This is a genomic window from Pantoea sp. V106_11 (assembly GCF_029967885.1).
In the GTDB taxonomy this organism is placed as follows: Bacteria; Pseudomonadota; Gammaproteobacteria; order Enterobacterales; family Enterobacteriaceae; genus Pantoea; species Pantoea ananatis.
The window spans coordinates 640,963-661,381 of record NZ_JASCAK010000037.1 but is presented as its reverse complement, the minus strand read 5'-3'; the positions used below and the strand labels follow the sequence as shown (position 1 = coordinate 661,381).

The window sequence follows — 20,419 nt, the reverse complement described above, 5'->3', positions numbered from 1 at the left end:
TTTTTTAACGCTTTTAGGGCCTCATAACAGGTTTATTTACCTGCTACGATCCGAATAGTGCCGCAATTTCGGCCTTTAACTGTCAAGCACCTATCTTAATTTCAGGCCAATGACCGCGTATCTAGTGCTTTAATCACTTCAATTTCTTTCTGGAAAACCTCTCTGATTGCGCTTTTTCCCTGCTTTTTAAGAGCTTAGCGCGCTTATCACAAAGTTCACTTTTTTCACGGCTTTCTTTGATAGGTAATGCCTAATGAAATTAGGCTTTCACTATGCATTTCTTTTACTAGACTAATTACTGGGTCGACGACATTCTCACTCACTCAGGAGGTGCATATGTATTTTCACGATGAAGCTACCGGCCATAAGATTATTGGTGAAGCTGCGGTGAACCTGGCCCTACAGGATGAGGAGATAACTGTGGTTTCGCTGATCCGTCAGCTGAGCGTTATGGCGGATAATGAAATCGACGACGAGCGGGTCATTCAAATCGCGGATGCCCGTAAATGGCTGAAGAGCTTTATTAACGTCGCGACACGGGAGCGGGCAGAGCTCAACTGGATGGCCGTTACTGGCCAGGTGCCTGCCAACCTGACCGAACACTAACCCTCCGGTCAGTGGGTTATCCCTCTACGCGGGCGCACTGTGCGTCCGCGTTACCCTGGTCCGGCCCTGCTCTCTTCTTTGTTTTCCCTTGTCAACGGGCTGTTGCAGCCTGCTTTTTCCCTCTCCGCCAGCAACCGTTCATTTTTACATCGAAATAGCTGTACAAGTTTTATTTTATTGTATAACTTTATGCTACTTTCAACTGACGACTTTTGGACCACTGCGAGAGCACCTATGCAACACAATCATCGCCTACCTCAGAGCGCCGACGATATCTCACGTTATTTTTCTGCGGCGAACCTGCCTTCACAGCAAGAGCTGCTGGGACAGATCGTTGTTGATATTTTACGCGCAGGTCAGAACGTAAACCGTAAATCTATCTGTACTAAACTGCTGCGCCGCCTTGAGCTGTCGGCAAGTCAGGAAGAAGAGCGTCTTTGTCGTGAATTGATTGGGTTGCTGTTTGGGCGGTGACACGGCAACTGACTGCCGTTATTCGGGCGGGTCATCTTTGTCAGAGCAGTAGCGGCATAACCGCTGTTACTGCTTCTGGTGCTGTTACTGTTTCTGTTGTTTCTACTACTTTTACTGTTTCTGTTGCTTCCGCTGCTTTGCAGAACCCTGTCCGGCAAATGATCCTCACACGCTAGTGAAGTTTATGCGCCAGGATGCGGATGGCCTGTTCGCAAGTCAGCCTGGTCTTTTCGCACGCCGTCTGAAGACTTTGCTGGTGCAGCGCGCTGATAATGTCCTGTACCGTCACCGCTTCTCCGGGCTGAAGAATACCTGACACAATCCTTCCTAAAAGCGCGTGTATTTCTTCACCGATCTCTGTCCTGTTTTGTTTCACGCATTTTCCTCAAACTTTACTTTTCATTTAATATTCATTCGTTTATCAAAATGGCGCTTTTCCATTCGTCCTGTTAGCGCATCAGATCGCATGCGTTAGCTGTCATCTTCGCGCTATAATTTAGGAAATATTCGCTTCCTAAATAGACAAATGTTAATCCAGTATTTTCAAGGCCAGGGCGATGGTCGCTTGCTCATTGGCAACATCGGCGACCTTGCCCGTGACGCGCATGCCAAATGCGATACGCAAAATCAGGCCTGCGGCCGTTTCAATATCAAGATCGGCGGATATTGAGCCATCGTGCTGCCCTTCTTCCAGTAATGACATCAGAAAGTGCTTATTGCGGTTGATCACCTGGGCAACCAACTGCGACAGCTCTGCGTCGAGCACCTGTAGCTCAATGGCACTGCCGACCACGAGACAGCCGGTGCGCCCTTCACCACCACGAGAGGAGTCCAGATAAAACTGCAACAGCTCGCTTAGCTTCGCGCGGCCGGTGGCGTATTGAGCCAGCCGCTCCCGCAAATCCGCATTGCGAACGGCGATATAGCGCTGAAAGACCAGCAAAAACAATGAACGCTTATCCTGGAAAGCCTTGTAGATGCTGCCAACAGAGAGGTTCATTGCTTCACCGAGATCGGCCAGCGATGCGGCATGATAGCCTTTTTGCCGAAACACAATCATTGCCTTATCCAGAGCCTGTTCCATATTGAACTCTCTGGGCCGACCGCGTTCTCTGTGTTTACAGGCTGTAGATAGCTGGCTGTTCATGACGACCAATGTGAAAGGCGACATCTTCGGCACTGGCCGAAAACGATATGCACCCGTGATTGTATCTCAGGCGTGGATCACAAGTATACCCCGAATCCCAGCCCTGATGCAGAAGCCTGCACGAAGGCATTGCAGGCGACCGCTCAGGGCGCACGTGCGAGCCTTTAGCGGTTAGCGTTAAGTAATGCTTCTGCAGCCAGTTTACCCAACGCATTGGCGGCAAACGGGCTGTCGCCGGTTAATACCCGACGGTCTTTATGTACGGTGCCTTTGATATCACTGTTGACCAGCGTGAGCCCCATTGCCTGAAGCTTCTCGCCAAAATACCAGGTTAAATGCCCCGGCATATAGCCGATATCGGGCGTTTGCTTATCCGCTGAATCCGGGAATGCGCAGATAGCGTAGCCGTTAAGCGGGTTTTCCCCTTTACCCAGCGCAAGAAACGCTGCCGGGCCATGGCATAGCGATATCAGATGACGATCGTTTGCCAGCGTCCAGCGAATCGCCTCTGCGACCGCCTCACTTTCTGGCAGCCCAATCAACGCACCGTGCCCCCCCGGAATAAACACACCGGCATAGTCTGAATGAGGCGTAAGTGATGCCACCACGTCGCTTAGCGTTAAAGGTGAACGGAACAGCGCCAGGCAATGGTTGTAAAATCCGACCACCACCTCATCCTGTTGGGGCATTGCCCAGTGTTCAAACTTCACCATCTGTCCGGACAGCGTGGCCACGTCAAACTGAAAGCCGGCCTGATACAGGTGGTACAGCGGCAGCAGGGTTTCAATGGGATGATTCCCGGTTGAAAACAGCGTGTCGTTATCCAGCGGCAGATAGCGCTCGTCAGCGCAGATGACCAGAATTTTTTTGTGCCCTGAGTACGGTTGCGCGTATTCAGCATCGCTCAGATCGGATTTAGGGCTGGTGAACTGGTCAAGAGAATAGGCTGACGGGAAAAACGCGTTATGTTCAGCCTGATCGGCCACTGGAGATTTACTGAGTTCTGACATGACAATGCTCTCCTTAAGGGCGAATGAATACCTGTTTCATCCTAGACCAGAAAGCCTGGTTTACGCAGAGCGGCAGCACAAAACGGACCCTTTATGAGAGCATTCCGTCTTATGACCGCGCCTGAAACCGATGTCACGACGGCCGCCGTCACTTCACCACGGGCAAATCGCTGAGGCGGGTGGTGTAAGCCGGCGACAGCATCTCGCGCTTCATGGCCCAGCGTTTTTCCGTCCCCTGCCCGGCAAACCACATCTTTCCTTTGCCCTCTTTGTGAATCAAATCGATCACCTGCATCAGATCGTTACGGCCGGGGTTAACCGATCGTTCGTCGAACAGATCCAGCTGCGTTACGCCATGGTCGAAAAAATCACTCAGGACAATGCCGGCCTTGATATAGCGATGCCCTTCTATCCAGATATAGTCGAGCATCTCGGTCGCCACCCGGATGATGTCGCGCGTATCGTGAGACGGCGTCAGGAGTAGCCCCGTGGCCTGATTACCGTAAAAATTTTCGCCGGGCGCGTGTGGACTGGTGCGCAAAAACACACCGATCTGTCTGCAGTACTGTTTTTCTTTGCGAAGTTTTTCGGCCGCACGTTCGGCGTAGGTGCAGACGGCCTGCCGCACCTGCGTATAGTCTGACAGGCGACTGCTGAAGGAGCGTGAGCACATAATCTGTTGTTTGGTGGGTTCGAGCGCCTCCAGATCCTGACAGGGTTCGCCGCGCAACTCTCTTACGGTGCGCTCCAGCACCACGCTGAAATTTTTACGAATCAGGCTGGTGCTCTGGCAGGCTAAATCATCTGCCGTTTTAATCCCCATTTCCTCAAGTCGCTGGCTGAGCCGTCTGCCAACGCCCCATATATCGGCGACCGGCACAAGTGAAAGCAACTTTTTCTGTCGATCTCTGTTGGACAAATCCAGAACACCGCCTGTCTTACTCCACTTTTTTGCGGCATGGTTAGCCAGCTTTGCCAGCGTCTTGGTGGGGGCAATGCCGACGCACACATTGAGATGAACTTCTTTTTTTATTCGGGTTTTGATCTCGCGGCCGAAGGTGTCGAGCGACATACAGTGACTGACGCCCGTCAGATCCAGAAAGGCTTCGTCAATGGAATAAATCTCTACCGAGGGCGCCATTTCCTCCAGCAGCGTCATCACTCTGGTACTCATATCCGCATAAAGGGCGTAGTTGGAACTAAAAACCTGCACGTTGTGACGGGCAATAATCTCCCGCATTTTGAAAAAGGGCACGGCCATCGTAATGCCCAGGGCTTTTGCCTCCGCATTGCGTGCAATCACACAGCCATCGTTGTTAGATAACACAATAATGGGCTTTCCTTTTAGATCGGGCCGAAACACCGTTTCACAGGAGGCATAAAAGTTGTTCACGTCTACCAGCGCAAACATGATTAATAAACCGACTTGATCACATAGGTCACCACACCAAACACTTCCAGCGCATCCTCCGTGCTAATCGCAATCGGTTTAAACTGCCGGTTCATCGGCATCAGTTGCAGACAGGGCTGAAGCTGAAGACGCTTAACGGTAAATTCCCCCTCGACAGAGGCGACCACGATATCGCCATGCGAGGCTCTTAGCGCGCTGTCCACCACCAGCATATCGCCGTCATTAATGCCTGCGCCGGTCATCGACTCTCCACTTACCCGTACAAAATAGGTCGAACTGGGGTGCTGAACGATCAGCTTGTTCAAATCAATACGTTGCTCTACGTAGTCCTGAGCCGGCGATGGAAAACCACATGGCACCCGCTCCATAAACAGCGGCAACGCGAGTAACGCACTGACGTTTGCTGGCCTGATAAGCTCCACATTTACCTCCCTTCCAAAATAACTGTATATAATTACAGTAATCGCGATCAACGGGTTTGATCAAGTGAAATGGCAAGGGTTTATATGAAGCGGTTGATGTGGATACAGATTTTTTTGCAGCCGCGCCGGGCAGGTTTTACGCAACTGTTCAGCAATCCTGCATTCAGGTCATTCTTTCACCTGCGGCTTTCTCTGCGCCTTAACCTGTTTTGTTCGTGGCGCGCTTTTTGTCTGACGCCGTGGCTGCGTCATGTTCACGACCCTGAAACGGTTACACGCACGGTATTTCAGTGGGCCGTTCACCTGCATGTTTGCCGTTAATTAACGCGCTTTTCTGTCTGGTCCCGATGAACGGCAGCGTAAACATCGACAGCATTTGTATTCTGGCGCTGACTGATTTAATTTTCTGCCAATAATAAACTGCAAATAATGATTGTCGTTATGCCTTATATTCATGCCGACGTATCGCTATTCAGATAGCGATTTGATGAAAGACACAACATGAAAGACACAAGGCGCCGCCTGTTGCGTTAACCTCCGGCCGTTTTTATTATTCTTCCCGGCCTGATGCCAGGACAGGGTATTTATCCCCGCACGCACAGCACACCGTTCGATAAAGCGGAATCACAGAAACCTGGCCCGTCAGTGATAAGCCGTTTCAGCTGGCCCCGGACAGGGCGGGCCCGATATCGCGGTGCGGTAAGAGATGCTTTTCCTGACTGCTTCTGATCATGCCTGCGTAGATCAGATCTGATGAAGACATATAAGCACCTGATTTAACTGTTAATATAATTATTAAGATAAGTAAAGAATACGTGAAGTGTTCTCACCGCCGCCCAGCGCTATGATGCGCCCTGACCTGACAGCCTTATAAGGGAAAGGAGCACAGCATGGAATTAAAAAACCGTCACGGACAGAAAGTATCTTTAACAACCGATGAAATTTCATTAACGTGGTTTTTTATGACGGGAATGGAAATGAATAAAATAGCAGACTGGATGGCGCTTCCCGTGCACGCTGCATATTATATTAAGCAACGTGTCATGAAAAAACTTGGCGTGAAAAATAACAGTGAGTTTATCATCTGGTTTCTTAATTACCGGGAAACCAGCTAAAATGAAAAAGCGGCGCAGAGCATTCCTGAACGCAGAGTGGGCATAATAAAATGAATCCCTGTTTTTTACACCTGTGACGAAGGGGGCCAGTGAAAAAACCGCTGGCGGCTCACAGGCCGCCTTGCTCTCTTAATCCGGTTAACGCGGGTTACCTCGACCCGAGTAATGTTATTCACAACAGGCTGTCCGGCTTATCCGGCTATTCGCCTTCGCCTGTTGCCCGCCGCCCTATCCATTCACGGAATATTTCCATCGATGGCGTCATCTTCTTTGAACGGAGCCAGGTTAGCCAGTAGCTGCCGACATCAATCTCTAGCGCAAAAGGACGGGCCAGCGTACCGGCATCCAGTTCACGCTGGAACATGCACGCCGGTACCAGCGCAACGCCGCCCGTATGAAACGCGGCCTCAATCATCAGACGTGACGAGTCAAATACCGGGCCGGTGATCCTGGGCGGTGTGATCCCCGCTGCCGTAAACCAGCTGTCCCACTCATCAGCCCGGTAGGAACGTAACAGATTTTCCCGTAACAGGCAGGCGGGTTGTTGCAGGCGGCGGGCAACGTCGGGGCGACAAAGCACCGTAAGCGGAGCCGTAAACAGCCGTTCATTCTGCGTGGCGGGCCAGGCGCCAGAGCCAAACCGAATCGCATAGTCCACGCCCTCGCCCGCCAGGTTGACCACGTTATTGTTGGTGCGTACGTTCAGTTCCAGCGCCGGATGCTGATGACGGAACGCCTCAAGCCGGGGTAACAGCCAGCCCAATGCAAAAGTCCCCACGCAGGCGACAGTCACCACCTCTCGGTATTCGCCCCCTTCGAAACGACGCCAGGCGTTTTCAAGCTGCGTGAAGGCTTCTGACACTTCAGCAAACAGCAGCCTGGACTCATCCGTCATCTCCAGACCGCGCGGCAACCGGCGGAATAAGACGACGCCCAGTCGTTCTTCCAGCAGTCTGACCTGCTGACTGACGGCGGCCTGAGAGACAAACAGCTCCAGGCCCGCGCGGGTAAAATTCAGGTGGCGGGCGGAGGCTTCGAAAGCCCGAAGTGCGTTAAGCGGAACATCATGTTTCACATTTACCCCCAGAAATTCTTTTGGCTACTCTCAAATTATCTCGCTTGTCGGAATTTTGAAATCCCCTACCATCTCCTCCGCGAACACTTTTCTTCAGAAAAAACGTGCTATAGCAGGATGCAGGCCTCAGCGAACAGCTTCCCAGGCGCGAGACATCTTTTAAAGCGACATAAGTTTAACGAGGGGCTGAAGGGCAACTTTTCGTTTAATCCTGACCGCGCAACGATGCGGCTAACCGTTATGCCTTGCCTCTGTTCAGCGAGGCGGGCATTCATCAGTGGAGATTGACTATGACTCATCTGTTCAGACGACGCGCCAGCACGGCCGTTACCCTGCTGGCACTCGCGATGCCGCTTGCCGCCCAGGCCGGCTTTGACGAAGCCGCACTGCAACGCGGCATCCAACAGCTGGAAAAAAACGCGGGCGGACGACTGGGTGTGGCGGTAACCGACACCGCCGATGGCGCCGTTTTCACCTACCGGGGAGATGCGCGCTTTCCGCTATGCAGCACCAGTAAAGTTTTCGCCGTTGCGGCCATCCTGAAAAAAAGCGAAAGCGCGGACGGATTGATGAGTGAAAAAATCGCCATTCATAAAGCCGACCTGGTTAACTATAACCCCATCACTGAAAAACACGTCGGCGCCACCATGACGGTAGCAGAACTCAGCGCGGCGGCGCTGCAATACAGCGATAATACCGCCATGAACGCACTGCTGACCCGCCTGGGTGGCCCGCAGCAGGTCAATGCGTTTGCACGTAGCATTGGCGACAGCACCTTTCGGCTCGATCGCAAAGAACCGGAGCTGAATACCGCTATCCCGGGTGATAAGCGTGATACGACATCGCCTGATGCCATGATGCAAAGCCTGAAAAAGCTGGTGCTGGGCAAGGCGCTGGCACCCGCGCAACGTCAGCAACTGACCGACTGGATGAAAGGCAATACAACGGGTGCTAACAGCATACGCGCTGGCCTGCCCGCCAGCTGGACGGTTGCAGATAAAACCGGAAGCGGTGATTACGGCACCACCAATGATATTGCCGTCATCTGGCCACCGCATCATGCACCGCTGGTGCTGGTAACCTATTACACCCAGCCTGATAAGCACGCCGCTGCGCGTAAAGATGTGCTGGCGGATGCAGCGAAAATTGTCGCCTCAGGGTACAACAAATAAGGGCGTTCAGCGCGCGACTGCGCACACCGCCACCCCGCTGGCGGCGGTGTGCTCAAGAGCCTCGTCGGCCAAAAGGGTTAGTGCGGGATAATCACCGCCCTGAATTGAGCAGTTGCTCAAGAACATCAGATTGCGGTATGTTGATGTCGGCCTGGCACGCTGCCTGAGCCAACCTGCTTTCCGTTGCGGCAGCGGCCGTTACGGAAATCGTCTCTTTCTTTTTCTGACAGGAAATGCAACATGCGCCTCGCTTCTGACGCATTACAACATGTCCGCTATCGACGCGGGATTTTCACCGCGATGCTGTTTGCATTGAGCGTCGCATCCGGCGTTAGCCTGGCGGCACAGGCTCCGCTAAACGTTGCCGTTTATCGCGGTGCGGCAGGCTGTGAGGGCTGTTCTGAAATGGTGGTGAAAGCGCTTCGTGGCGTCGCGATGCCACTCAGCATTGCCTATATCGGTGAGCACGAAAAACGAAAGCTGAATGCACAGAACCTGCGTCAGTTTGATCTTTATATCCAGCCCGGCGGCGGCCAGGACATCCCCGCTGCCTATGACGCGCTCGGTGATGAAGGGGCCCGTGCCGTGCGGGATTTTGTCCGCAGTGGCAAAGGCTATCTCGGTCTGTGCATGGGAGCCTACCTGGCGGACAGTAACTGGCTGGGGCTCATCGCCTCGCCCCTTGACTCTGAAGTGGGACGTCCGGGCTCACACATCGCGGATGAGGGTGATTACACGATCGCGGTGACCTGGGATCACAGGCAAGAAACCTTTTATTATCAGGATGGCCCTTATCTTGTTGGTCAGACACAGCAGGACGGTTTTACACCTGTGGCTTTTTACCGTAATGGCGATGTGGCGATGGCGCGTTACGTCTACGGCAAAGGGACAGTTGTGTTAACCGGGCCGCATCCGGAAGCGGATGAGCGCTGGATGGGCGACGTCAGCGACAGTGGCGCAACTGACACCTCACCCCAGCAAAAGATGACGCGCCTGCTGGCTTATTTCTCCACACAACGCGCGGCGAAATAATGCGGATCGCCGTCAACGCCTGACGGGCTGCGCCGCCCGGACAACCTGAGCCCCGGCGGCTAATCCAGGGGCCGGACGCTGCCCTGACGACAGCGCACTGACACCGTTATACTTCGTTATCGGACTCCAGCGCGTCCTGAATCGCATCGGCCAGATTGGCGATTTCGTTTGCCACGGCCTGCAGATCCCACGCCGCTTTCGAGCCATTCGCAGACGTTGAAGCGCTGACGGACTCTTTTGCCACCGCCAGTGCCGCCGCAACCGCCACCGTACGTTTATGCTGTTCCTGTGTCATGCCTGCCGGCGGCAGCGAAAAATAGTCGTTAACCATTATCATTTCCTTCTGATTCGAGAGGCGTAAACCTTAACGTCCTGCGGGGGCAGAAGGAAGTGAATTATTGCAACGCCGCCCACAAAGCCAGCATTAAGCCCCTGTAACGCACAAACAGGGTTGTTACTGCCCTCTTTCTGATTTCTGACGCGCATGCAACATGGACGTCATCTCTGACGCTATCTCACCACCCGGCAGCGCAACGCCATCCTGTCGCTTTGACAGATTATCTCACCGGCCAGCGGACAGGGATCGCGCTCAACGCGGCTTTATCAGCGCAATGTTGTACAGATTTTTCCTGGCGGGCAGCGTTTTGATGCCGTTTTATTCCAGGTTATACAGCTCAATCTGTACAACTTTGTACAGTCTTGTACAACAGCGAGGAGGAAAAAGAAACGCGAAAATATGAAAAAAATTCTTATAAATCAAAGTAAAATACCTAACAGAGCCATTACACAGCGTTACTGACGGTGAAAAAACTCCTCCGACCACCGATTTTTTTTCGCAAAAAATTGTACAAAGGTAATTTTTTTGTATAACTTTACGGCGTGATGTTAAGTCACTTGTAACGAAAGGTGCCTTGCACCGCATCTGAAGGTGAGTGGATTTCCACCTTCAGATGCAAAATTTTTCTCTGCCACGGGCAGAAAACGGTTTCCACGATTTTGAGGCTACTATGCAAACGACAACCAATACCGAGTCTCAGATTTCTGAATATTTCATGAATGCGGGTGAGCATTTCACCAGTGAAAAAGATGTGATTGCAGAGACCTGGTCAGAACTCGCGGCCTTTAAAGCACACGTTTCTGAAAAAGATATGGTGCTGGGCTTAATCCATAAACTGGAAAGCGAAACCGACGCGACCAAACAGGATATCTATCGTCAGGCCCTGGAGATTGTGCTTCAGCGTACGCCGGGCGAGGCTCGTTTTTAATTTTGTTGTGATGACACGCTACTTAGCAAGGACGCTTTGCCTTCCCTAAAAATTTGCCCCTGATTCAGGGGCTTTTTTATGCCTGTCTGGCAATCTTTTCACGACAATAGTTGAGCAAGAGGGCGTGATAACCCTGCTCGTCGCGCGTTAGCTTTCGCCCGTTTCTGTGAATTTTCCTGCCGTTGGGTTTAATCACGTCCGGGAGAAGCATGTTTCGTCACTCATCAAGCTGTACGAAGAGTAATCGCCACCTTCGTTAGGCTGCCAGTCGGGAAACGCCAGCGAAGGACACACTCGCTGGCGGCAGAAACCCATCCCGGATCCTCTCATCGGCCCTGCCCGTCAAGGCGAACGGCAGGCCTTTTGATATGCGCCCTTAGCCAATGGGATCTGCCGGCAGAGGTTATCGCCGAAGCAACAGGTCAGGTGCTGGCTACGCGGCGTTATCCTCAGACAAAGGATACCGGCCTGAACGATTTTCTGGCGTTCCCGATCGCGCTGCGACCGTCGCGATCAAAGCGCAACAGCCACTGCGGGCTGCTGGCCGGGTAAGCCGGTGCCCGCCGCTGACGTCACTTCAGACCCGCAACGGGCACGTCTCAGGCAATCAGGCTATTACGCCTGCCCCAGTCATACAGTTGTTCACGCGCCAGGTTTTTCATTTTTACCTCACACATGATATCGAAGTCACCGAAGGACAAGGCCCAGCCGTTGAGCGTGGCATTGAAATAGTAATCAGAATGCGCACGCAGTTTGGTTTTCGGCACACTGAGATCCTGCTGGTCCGGAAAGCCTTCGGCCGGAATAATTCCCTCCTGCGAAATCGAGTAGTGCATCACCGGGCGTACGCCGCGCCAGGAGTCGATAATCTGCGCCATCCTTGCATCACTGGCCTGAATAAACTGATTCTCTTTAACCCAGTGATGATGAATATCCAGCACCACAGGGCAAAGCGACCGGGCCTGCAGCACATCATCCAGCGAACACGATATCTCATCGTTCTCCACCGTCAGCATCAGCCGGGCTTCGGGGCTGAGCCGCTGAAATGCCTGCCTGAATCCTTCAAACCCGAGTTTGCCATTCATATGAATGTTGATTTTAAAATCCTGAAAGGTTTTGCCGTAGCCCATCAGGCAGGCACACAGAGCATGATATTCCACATCCTCTAAGGCACGTGACACGACATCAGGATTATCCGACGCCAGCACGCTGTACTGTCCCGGGTGGAATGACAGCCGGATATGATGCGTCCGCGCCAGCTCGCCGCAGCGGGCGAACAGCGGATACAGCTCGGGTAAAAACGTTGCAAATAACGGCTTTGCCTGCGGCACCGTATACAGCGGCAGTAAATCACTGCCAATGCGCATCATCCTTAACGCCTCTGGCAGTGCCGCAATAGCTTCCAGCGTCAGATACAGGTTCTGCAAATTTGTCTTTGAAATCTCGTAAATCAGCGCGGTGCGCTGGGCCTCATCCAGACCGAGAAAACGGGTACGCGTGGTCGCGCGGAAGGGAAAATATTGCTTGCCCTGTTCGTTTAAGTACTTACATGCAAAGCCTAATTTCATAAACACTCCTGAACGGTATTCAGAAAGTGTAACAGCTAATTCAAATTTCGCCATTTAGAGCATAACTATCAATAAGTTAATGCTTGATTTTACCAATAATTTCGCACTGACGGGCAGAGTGTAACGGATGACGTATAACAGCACATTGCGGCGCCCGACCTGTTCAGCCTGCGGGCAGAATTTATTCACTGATTTTACAAGTAAATACCCTTACATTTCGTCCAGGAACAAGGGATGACAAAGTGGCATAATTTCGTATCAGAACTAAACTTACCGCTGTGACTAGCTAGTCCTTCTTATCTAAGGAACCCTGATATGAGGTCTTGTCTATGACACAACAGAAATACAGAGGTGGTGCCGGTAATTTTGCCAACGATCCTGAGCGAGCCAGTGAAGCGGGCAGTGCAGGAGGCAAAGCCAGCGGAGGTAATTTCAAAAACGATCCTGAAAGAGCCAGGGAGGCCGGTCGGAAAGGAGGCAAAAACAGCCGTCGCACCTCTAAGTAGATCTGAGTAAGGCGCCTTAAGGAGGTAATACGCCATGGACTGGCGATTTTCACCCTTTCTCACCCCTGCCTGTTATTCCCGTTAAGGATAACGATCCCCATGTTTAAATACCGATTGCTCACGGATAATATCGGCTTCGCTTGCGCGTTAATAAGCGCAACGGAAAAAATAAAACTCAGCCGACTTTAGCGAAGCGTAACCGACTTAATCCCCGCATTTTCAGAAAAGGCCTGGTTTGATAAAACAGCTTCACGCCATCAATACACAATAACCTCCCCGACTAATAAATAACAAACCGATAAATATCAATATATTAAATCACCACCGCCACGCTTAAATAACCATTTAGTTTCATCATTAAATTATTTTCTCCTTTCTTAATATCTCCCTGATTTTGCGTTACGCCATCCGATAATTATTTTACCAGCGCCATTAAACGCAATATTTATAAGCTTATTAATTAAGTTGTTCTATATTTACTGGCACCTCAAGTAGTAAAAAAAAGCTGGAGCAACGTGTCATGTCGAATGAGAAAAAGAATAATCCTCTGAATCACCCAGCCCCCACAACGGGTCCGGAATCCTCACAACCCGGACTGGGCTCGCTGGCACCTAAAGAGGGTTCACATCAACCCCCAGCCGAACCGACGCCGCCGGGTAAAAAACCCACCGCGCCGGGTAGCCTTAAAGCACCCGACACGCACAGCACGAAACTCGATCAACTGGAAGCGAACCGTAAAAACGGAACGGACAGCCCGCTGACGACCAATCAGGGCACCCGTATTGCAAATGATCAGAACACATTACGCGCCGGCTCACGTGGGCCGACGCTGCTTGAAGACTTCATCATGCGGGAGAAAATCACGCATTTTGACCATGAGCGCATTCCGGAGCGCATCGTGCATGCGCGCGGTTCAGCCGCCCACGGCTACTTTCAGCCCTACTGCTCACTAAAGGATGTAACTAAGGCGCACTTCCTGAGTGAGCCAGAGCAGATCACGCCAGTATTTGTGCGCTTCTCGACGGTCCAGGGCGGCGCGGGGTCAGCGGATACGGTGCGTGATATTCGTGGTTTTGCTACCAAGTTCTACACCGATGAAGGCGTTTTCGACCTGGTCGGTAACAACACACCGGTGTTCTTTATACAGGACGCCCACAAGTTTCCCGATTTTGTACATGCGGTAAAGCCTGAGCCGCATAATGAAATCCCTCAGGGACAGAGTGCTCACGACACGTTTTGGGACTATGTGTCGCTACAGCCTGAAACTCTGCACAACGTGATCTGGGCGATGTCTGACCGGGGTATTCCGCGCAGCTACCGCACGATGGAGGGGTTTGGTATTCATACCTTCCGCCTGATTAACGATGAAGGCAAAGCGACATTTGTTCGTTTCCACTGGAAACCGCTGGCAGGCAAAGCCTCGCTGCTGTGGGATGAATCCCAGAAGCTGACCGGTCGCGACCCCGACTTCCACCGCCGCGATCTGTGGGAAGCGATTGAAGCGGGAGATTTTCCGGAATTTGAGCTTGGCCTGCAGATGATCCCGGAAGAAGATGAGTTCCGGTTCGACTTCGATATTCTGGACGCCACCAAGCTGATTCCGGAAGCGCTGGTGCCCGTCGTGCGCGTCGGCAAAATGGTGCTGAACCGCAATCCGGATAACTTCTTTGCTGAAACGGAACAGGTTGCCTTTCATCCGGGACATCTCGTCCCGGGACTCGATTTTTCTAACGATCCGCTGTTACAGGGCCGTCTGTTCTCCTACACCGATACGCAAATCAGCCGCCTCGGTGGGCCAAACTTCCACGAAATCCCGATCAACCGCCCGGTTTGCCCGTACCACAATTTCCAGCGCCAGGGCATGCACCGGATGGATATTGATACGAATCCGGCCAACTACGAACCCAACTCCATCAACGACAACTGGCCACGGGAAACACCGCCTGCCGCAAAAGGGGGCGGTTTCGAAAGCTATCAGGAGCGCGTTGAAGGCCACAAAGTCCGCGAACGTAGCCCCTCGTTTGGTGAGTATTATGCCCAGCCGCGTTTGTTCTGGAACAGCCAGACTGACATTGAACAGCAGCACATCATTGCCGCCTACTCTTTTGAGCTGAGTAAGGTGGCCCGCCCTTACATCCGTGAACGCGTGGTGGACCATCTGTTGCGCATCGATGTCAAACTGGCCCAAGGGGTGGCCGCCAACCTCGGGATTGATCTCAGCGATGAGCAGCTCAACACCGCCCCGCCAAAAGACGTCAATGGCCTGCAGCGCGATGACAGCCTGAGCCTGTATGCCATTCCCGATGCCGACATCAAAGGCCGTCAGGTCGCGCTGCTGCTGAGCGAAGGCGTAAAAGCCGACGACGTATTGGCTATTCTGCAGCATCTCACCGCTGCTGGCGTGCACACCAAACTGCTGGCGGCGCATATGGGCCAGGTCAGCGCGGACGATGGTTCTTTGTTGCCGATCGATGCCACGTTTAACGGGCTACCTTCGCTGACCTTTGATGCGGTGATCGTCCCCGACGGTAACGTTGATGCCCTGCTGAAAAGCGGAGATGCACGCTACTTCCTGCTGGAGGCTTACAAACATTTGAAAGTCATTGGCCTGAGTGGTGAAGCACGCCGTTTCAAAGCGCAGTTTGATCTGGATGAAAATCAGCAGGAGGAAGGCATCGTGGAAGCCGATAATGCTGAAATCGCGCTGATGAATGATTTTACTGCTGCGATGGCAGAACACCGCGTCTGGTCGCGTAGCCAGAAGGCCGAATCCATTCCGGCCTGATGACAGGAGCAGCCCGCCCTGCCACGGGAGAGCTGACACCTTAAACGCACGCAGAATGGGCGTCCACCTGGTCTGTTTGCGTCAAAACCGCTGTTAAAGGCGGTTTTTTTCTGCCTGATGCCCGTGCTCTTTTTCTGATTTCCCCTGTGCAGAGGTAAATGGAGGCCGGGCTCATCGGACAGCCCGGCCTCGCTGGGGGGAAAAGCCACAGGGTACATTGCGCGCGGCGGCAGTAAATGTTGGAACCTGGTCTATGATTATTTGTTGAGAGTGTTGTGTGAAGCAGGCACTGCCGGGTGCCTCATGCGGTATTACACATAACAATATCTGAATAATGGCACGGGGAAAGGCTGTTAAGGCGCACCGACCTCCCGGGCACCTGATCTCGCTAACATCATTTTGCATTCGCATCATCGGCTTACCGATAGCGTGGTGGTGCTTATTGCGTACTTTCTGGTTAAAGAGGCAACGGAATGGTATCTACATCTTTTTTTAAGAGTTGGGGAAGCGAATATCTGGCCGATGGCAACGTGCGTTTCCGCGTCTGGGCAACGGGTCAACAGCAGGTCAGTTTACGACTTTCGGATAAAGATCTTGCCATGACGCCCGCCGGAGACGGCTGGTTTGAGCTGCAGGTCAGCGGTGTACAGGCGGGGGCAACCTATAACTTTGTGCTGAACGATGGCACGGTGATTCCCGATCCCGCTTCACGCGCGCAACAGAATGACGTTAACGGCCCATCTCTGGTCGTCGATCCTGCTCACTACCGCTGGCAGAACACCACCTGGCAAGGCCGCCCGTGGCAGGAAAGCGTGGTTTATGAAATGCATATGGGTACCTTCACCGAAGAAGGCACGTTCCAGGCTGCGATAAAGAAACTGCCTTATCTGGCGGAAACCGGCATTACCATGATTGAAGTCATGCCCGTTTCTCAGTTTGGCGGGCAGCGCGGTTGGGGCTACGATGGCGTGCTCCTGTACGCGCCACATGCCGCTTACGGCACGCCCGATGACTTTAAAGCGTTTATTGACGCGGCTCATGGCTATGGCCTGGCGGTTGTTCTGGACATCGTGCTTAACCACTTCGGCCCGGAAGGGAATTATCTGCCCTTACTGTCACCTGACTTCTTCCATAAAGACCGGATGACGCCATGGGGCGCCGGCATTGCCTATGATGTGGATGCGGTACGACGTTATATTGTTGAAGCCCCGCTCTACTGGCTGCAGGAATACCACCTGGACGGCCTGCGCTTCGATGCCATCGACCAGATTGAAGACGTTTCCGACACGCCTGTTTTGATCGACATCGCTGAACGCATTCGCGTAGATATTCCCGAGCGCCAGATCCATCTCACCACCGAAGACTGTCGCAACGTGATTTTCCTGCATCCCAGAGCGGAAGATGGCACCGCCCCACTGTTCACCGGCGAATGGAATGATGACTTTCATAATGCCGTTCATGTGTTTGCCACAGGTGAAACGCATGCCTATTACAAAGATTTTGCCGATCGGCCGGAAAAACGTGTGGCACGCGCGCTGGCTGAAGGGTTTGTCTACCAGGGCGAGGTCTCAGTGCAGTCTGGTGAAGCGCGCGGTGTTGACAGTACCGGACAGCCGCCGGTGGCATTCGTGGACTTTATCCAGAACCACGATCAGACTGGCAACCGTGCGCAGGGAGAAAGGCTGATTTCTCTGGCCGGTGCCGAACGTACTCAGGTGCTGCTGGCAACGTTGCTGCTGTCGCCCCATATCCCTTTGTTGTTCATGGGGGAAGAGTACGGCGAAACCCATCCTTTCCTGTTCTTTACCGATTTCCATGGCGATCTGGCGAAAGCCGTGCGGGAAGGCCGGGCGAAAGAGTTTGAAGGACATGCCGGTCATGAGGGCGAGAGCGTTCCCGATCCTAACGATGAAGCGACCTTTACCCGTTCAAAACTGGACTGGAGCAAGCTGGAGAGCGAAGAAGGAAAACGCTGGCTGAAGCTGACCCGCTCACTGCTGGCACTCCGGCAGCAGCATATTGTGCCGCTGCTGGCGACGGCGGGTGGAAACAGCGGAAAGGTACTGGACACCGCAGAGGGATTTGTTGCCGTGAGCTGGCGTTTCCCGGCGGGCACGTTATCAATGGCATTCAACATCGGCGAACAGGATCGCGCCCTGCCGGCGATGCCGGGCGAAACGATCTTCGCCTGGCCAGAATCCACCGATGCGCTCCCTCAAAACGCGATCGTTGTTCGTCTGGCTGCCGGAGAACCTAAATGAGCATTCCAACCGCCACCTACCGTATTCAGTTCCGCAATGGCATGACCTTCGATCGCGCTGCAGCGCTGGTGCCCTATCTGAAAAAAATGGGGATCAGCCATCTCTATGCCTCACCGATCTTTACCGCCACCCGTGACTCCACTCACGGTTATGACGTGACCGATGTTAATGAAATCGACCCGGCGATTGGCGGACGCGCGGGGTTTGATCGTCTGGTCAGCACGTTAAAACAGGCCGGACTGGGGCTTATCATTGATATCGTCCCCAACCACATGGCGGCATCGCTGGAGAACGGCTGGTGGCACGACGTGCTTGAACACGGTAAAGACAGTCGCTATGCCGACTACTTCGACATCGACTGGTCACGCCGTCTGACGCTGCCGTTTCTGGGTGATGATATTGATACCGTTCTGGAGAACGGCGACCTTGCCGTTAAACGCGATCCCCAGACCGGCAAGCCTGCGCTGGCCTATTTTGAAAGTTACTATCCGCTTACGCCGGAAAGCTGGCAGGGACAGGAAGAAGCCGTGCTCCAGCTGCGCAGCAAAGCCGGGCTGGATGCATTGCATCAACAGCAGCCCTGGCGGCTGATGTCGTGGCGCGATGCCGCACGGGACCTCTCCTACCGCCGCTTTTTTGAGGTGACCGGGCTGGTTGGCGTACGGGTTGAAGATCCCACCGTCTTCAGGGATGCACACCGGCTTATTCTGGAACTGGTCCACAGCGGCGCGGTTGACGGCCTGCGCGTCGATCACGTTGACGGACTGGCCGATCCTAAAGGTTATCTGACGCAGTTGCGTCGCGAGGCCGGCGAGGCATGTTATATCACCGTTGAGAAAATCCTGGGTGAAGGCGAGCAGATCCCCAGCGACTGGCCAATTTCCGGCACCACAGGCTATGAGTTTATCGCCGCGCTGTCGCATGTGCTGGTTGATAATCACTCTCTCAACGCCCTCCGCCAGGCCTGTGAAAGCGTCAGCGGCCAGGTCGTGCAGGTGGACGACGAACTTCGTAAGGCAAAATGCCTGATGGCAGATCGCAATTTTGCCGGGGAATTTTCGCGCCTGATGGACCTGGCCAGCGCCATTGCCGAGGGGGAACACATCGCGATTGATCCCGAGCGGCTCCGCAGCGCACTGCGCGAACTGCTGGTGGCGTTCCCGGTCTATCGAACCTACGGCAATGCGCAGGGCCTGCCTGCCAACGACCAACAACGTCTTCAGGCCGTCGCTGACGGCGTCAGGGCGTCGGAACATGCACCTGACAGCCACATGCTCGATTTCCTGCTGCAGATCATGCAGGGCGACGTCGCCAGCCAGTCCACCGCGCTGGCGAACAGCTTCCGGACCCGCTTCCAGCAGCTCACCGGTCCGCTGATGGCGAAATCCATCGAAGACACGCTGTTTTACCGACAGAACAGCGCGCTGGCGTTAAATGAGGTGGGCGCGGAACCCTTACAGACGCAGTTTTCCCCGCAGCAGTTTCACCATGAGATGGCAACGCGTCTTGCGCGTCAGCCGGACGCCCTTTCCGCCAGCTCGACGCATGATACCAAGCGAGGCGAAGACGCGCGCGCGCGGCTTTACACGTTGACGGAAGCCCCCCAGCGCTGGGCCGAGAACGTGGCGCGCTGGCGCGAACTCAATCGCCAGGCCGTGGGTGCCCTTGAGGACGGCCCTGCGCCGGAACCGTCCGTGGAGTGGATGCTGTATCAGGCGCTCGCCGGTGTCTGGCCGCCCACCTTAGATCCCCGGGACAGTGCGGGGCTGGATGCCCTTGCCGAACGCTTCGCAGGCTATGTCGAAAAAGCCCTGCGTGAAGCCAAACTGCGTACTGACTGGACCGAGAACAACACCGCGTACGAGCAGGCCGTGCTGGGCTACGCGCGTCACCTGCTCTCACCTGCAAATCAGCCTTTCCTGCAGGATTTCGTTGAGGCGCTGCAACCCTTTATCCGTGCCGGCCTGGTGAACAGCCTGAGCCAGAGAGTCATTAAGCTGACCGCGCCCGGGGTGCCGGATGTGTATCAGGGAAGCGAAGCACTGGACTTCAGCCTGGTCGATCCTGATAACCGACGCGAACCGGATTATGCCGCCCTGGAAGCGATGTTACGTTCTGCCACGACGGCCCTGCCCGGTAGCCATGATAGCTGGCTCAGCGGTCAGGTTAACCAGCTTGCCACCCTGGCGCTGCTCAATTTACGCCGGGACAGGCCTGAACTCTTTGCCCGGGGCAGTTATCTGCCGCTTACGGCTGAGGGCGCGCAGTCCGACAGGCTGCTGGCGTTTGCGCGAACCCAGGGCAGTGAGGCCATTATTGTGGTGACATCCCGACTTGTGTTCGACGCGCAGCTCAAGCTGGAAGCGCCCCCAGCGATGCACTGGGCCGCCACCGAGATCGTGCTGCCGGATGAACTGGCACATCGCCGTTATCGCAATGTGCTGAGCGGCGAAACGATCGACCTGACCGACCGTATTTCGCTGGAAACGTTAAATAACTACTGGGCACTGGCATTGTTAGCTTGCTGAAAGCAGGTCAGTACATGGATTGAAACACCGTAACGGGGTTCG

18 protein-coding genes are annotated in these 20,419 nt (G+C 53.9%); 10 read left to right on the top strand and 8 right to left on the bottom strand.

What is annotated here, in order from left to right:
- Positions 1-336 precede the first annotated feature (336 nt).
- Complete coding sequence (locus QLG08_RS21915) at positions 337-606, top strand: hypothetical protein (protein ID WP_014605930.1); 270 nt, start codon at positions 337-339, stop codon at positions 604-606.
- A gap of 234 nt (positions 607-840) precedes the next feature.
- Positions 841-1,080 (top strand): regulatory protein YcgZ, encoded by a 240-nt coding sequence (ycgZ, locus tag QLG08_RS21910; RefSeq protein WP_014605931.1) that lies wholly within the window; start codon positions 841-843, stop codon positions 1,078-1,080.
- Positions 1,081-1,252: 172 nt separating this feature from the next.
- Here ycgZ and QLG08_RS21905 read toward each other — a convergent pair whose 3' ends face one another.
- From QLG08_RS21905 to umuD, 5 genes are all read right to left on the bottom strand, one after another.
- Positions 1,253-1,456 carry a hypothetical protein gene (locus QLG08_RS21905; RefSeq protein ID WP_013025644.1) on the bottom strand — a complete coding sequence of 68 codons (204 nt, stop codon included), beginning with the start codon at positions 1,454-1,456 and terminating at the stop codon, positions 1,253-1,255.
- A gap of 153 nt (positions 1,457-1,609) precedes the next feature.
- Entirely contained in the window at positions 1,610-2,251 is a 642-nt protein-coding gene (locus QLG08_RS21900) for a TetR/AcrR family transcriptional regulator (protein WP_014593623.1), read from the bottom strand.
- A gap of 140 nt (positions 2,252-2,391) precedes the next feature.
- Entirely contained in the window at positions 2,392-3,237 is an 846-nt protein-coding gene (gene hchA, locus QLG08_RS21895; protein ID WP_015700389.1) for a glyoxalase III HchA, read from the bottom strand.
- Positions 3,238-3,385: 148 nt separating this feature from the next.
- Positions 3,386-4,648: a translesion error-prone DNA polymerase V subunit UmuC gene (gene umuC / locus QLG08_RS21890; protein WP_022622456.1), complete on the bottom strand. Its 1,263-nt coding sequence runs from the start codon at positions 4,646-4,648 to the stop codon at positions 3,386-3,388.
- A 2-nt stretch (positions 4,649-4,650) separates the two neighbouring features.
- Positions 4,651-5,016, bottom strand: a complete 366-nt coding sequence (umuD, locus tag QLG08_RS21885; protein ID WP_042678242.1) for a translesion error-prone DNA polymerase V autoproteolytic subunit — start codon at positions 5,014-5,016, stop codon at positions 4,651-4,653.
- A 944-nt stretch (positions 5,017-5,960) separates the two neighbouring features.
- Here umuD and QLG08_RS21880 point away from each other — a divergent pair.
- Positions 5,961-6,185: a hypothetical protein gene (locus QLG08_RS21880; protein ID WP_161611196.1), complete on the top strand. Its 225-nt coding sequence runs from the start codon at positions 5,961-5,963 to the stop codon at positions 6,183-6,185.
- A gap of 199 nt (positions 6,186-6,384) precedes the next feature.
- On the opposite strand, the gene QLG08_RS21875 is transcribed toward QLG08_RS21880, so the two are convergent.
- Positions 6,385-7,272: a LysR family transcriptional regulator gene (locus QLG08_RS21875; protein ID WP_210453219.1), complete on the bottom strand. Its 888-nt coding sequence runs from the start codon at positions 7,270-7,272 to the stop codon at positions 6,385-6,387.
- 335 nt (positions 7,273-7,607) lie between these two features.
- On the opposite strand from QLG08_RS21875, the gene bla reads away from it, so the two are divergent.
- Positions 7,608-8,432 (top strand): class A beta-lactamase, encoded by an 825-nt coding sequence (gene bla / locus QLG08_RS21870; protein ID WP_348996726.1) that lies wholly within the window; start codon positions 7,608-7,610, stop codon positions 8,430-8,432.
- Between the two features lie 240 nt (positions 8,433-8,672).
- A complete protein-coding gene (locus QLG08_RS21865; protein ID WP_029569957.1) occupies positions 8,673-9,464 on the top strand; it encodes a BPL-N domain-containing protein in 792 nt (263 codons plus the stop codon).
- Positions 9,465-9,570: 106 nt separating this feature from the next.
- Here the strand turns inward: QLG08_RS21865 and QLG08_RS21860 are convergent, their stop codons facing one another.
- The gene (locus QLG08_RS21860; RefSeq protein WP_014605937.1) at positions 9,571-9,795 is read right to left on the bottom strand and encodes a hypothetical protein; all 225 of its coding nucleotides are present in this window, start codon (positions 9,793-9,795) and stop codon (positions 9,571-9,573) included.
- Positions 9,796-10,414: 619 nt separating this feature from the next.
- Here QLG08_RS21860 and QLG08_RS21855 point away from each other — a divergent pair.
- Positions 10,415-10,729 (top strand): biofilm development regulator YmgB/AriR family protein, encoded by a 315-nt coding sequence (locus QLG08_RS21855; RefSeq protein WP_228526004.1) that lies wholly within the window; start codon positions 10,415-10,417, stop codon positions 10,727-10,729.
- A gap of 599 nt (positions 10,730-11,328) precedes the next feature.
- Here QLG08_RS21855 and QLG08_RS21850 read toward each other — a convergent pair.
- The gene (locus QLG08_RS21850; protein WP_014605939.1) at positions 11,329-12,297 is read right to left on the bottom strand and encodes a UV damage repair endonuclease; all 969 of its coding nucleotides are present in this window, start codon (positions 12,295-12,297) and stop codon (positions 11,329-11,331) included.
- A gap of 329 nt (positions 12,298-12,626) precedes the next feature.
- On the opposite strand from QLG08_RS21850, the gene QLG08_RS21845 reads away from it, so the two are divergent.
- The 4 genes from QLG08_RS21845 to treY all read left to right on the top strand — a co-directional run bounded on the left by QLG08_RS21845 (position 12,627) and on the right by treY (position 20,377).
- Positions 12,627-12,803: a general stress protein gene (locus QLG08_RS21845; protein ID WP_014605940.1), complete on the top strand. Its 177-nt coding sequence runs from the start codon at positions 12,627-12,629 to the stop codon at positions 12,801-12,803.
- Between the two features lie 520 nt (positions 12,804-13,323).
- Positions 13,324-15,588, top strand: coding sequence for a catalase HPII (gene katE, locus QLG08_RS21840; RefSeq protein ID WP_013025630.1), 2,265 nt, complete (start codon positions 13,324-13,326; stop codon positions 15,586-15,588).
- A 473-nt stretch (positions 15,589-16,061) separates the two neighbouring features.
- Complete coding sequence (gene treZ / locus QLG08_RS21835) at positions 16,062-17,849, top strand: malto-oligosyltrehalose trehalohydrolase (protein WP_238493322.1); 1,788 nt, start codon at positions 16,062-16,064, stop codon at positions 17,847-17,849.
- Positions 17,846-20,377 (top strand): malto-oligosyltrehalose synthase, encoded by a 2,532-nt coding sequence (gene treY, locus QLG08_RS21830; protein ID WP_238493321.1) that lies wholly within the window; start codon positions 17,846-17,848, stop codon positions 20,375-20,377. Before treZ ends, treY begins: the two co-directional genes overlap by 4 nt.
- Positions 20,378-20,419: the final 42 nt, after the last annotated feature.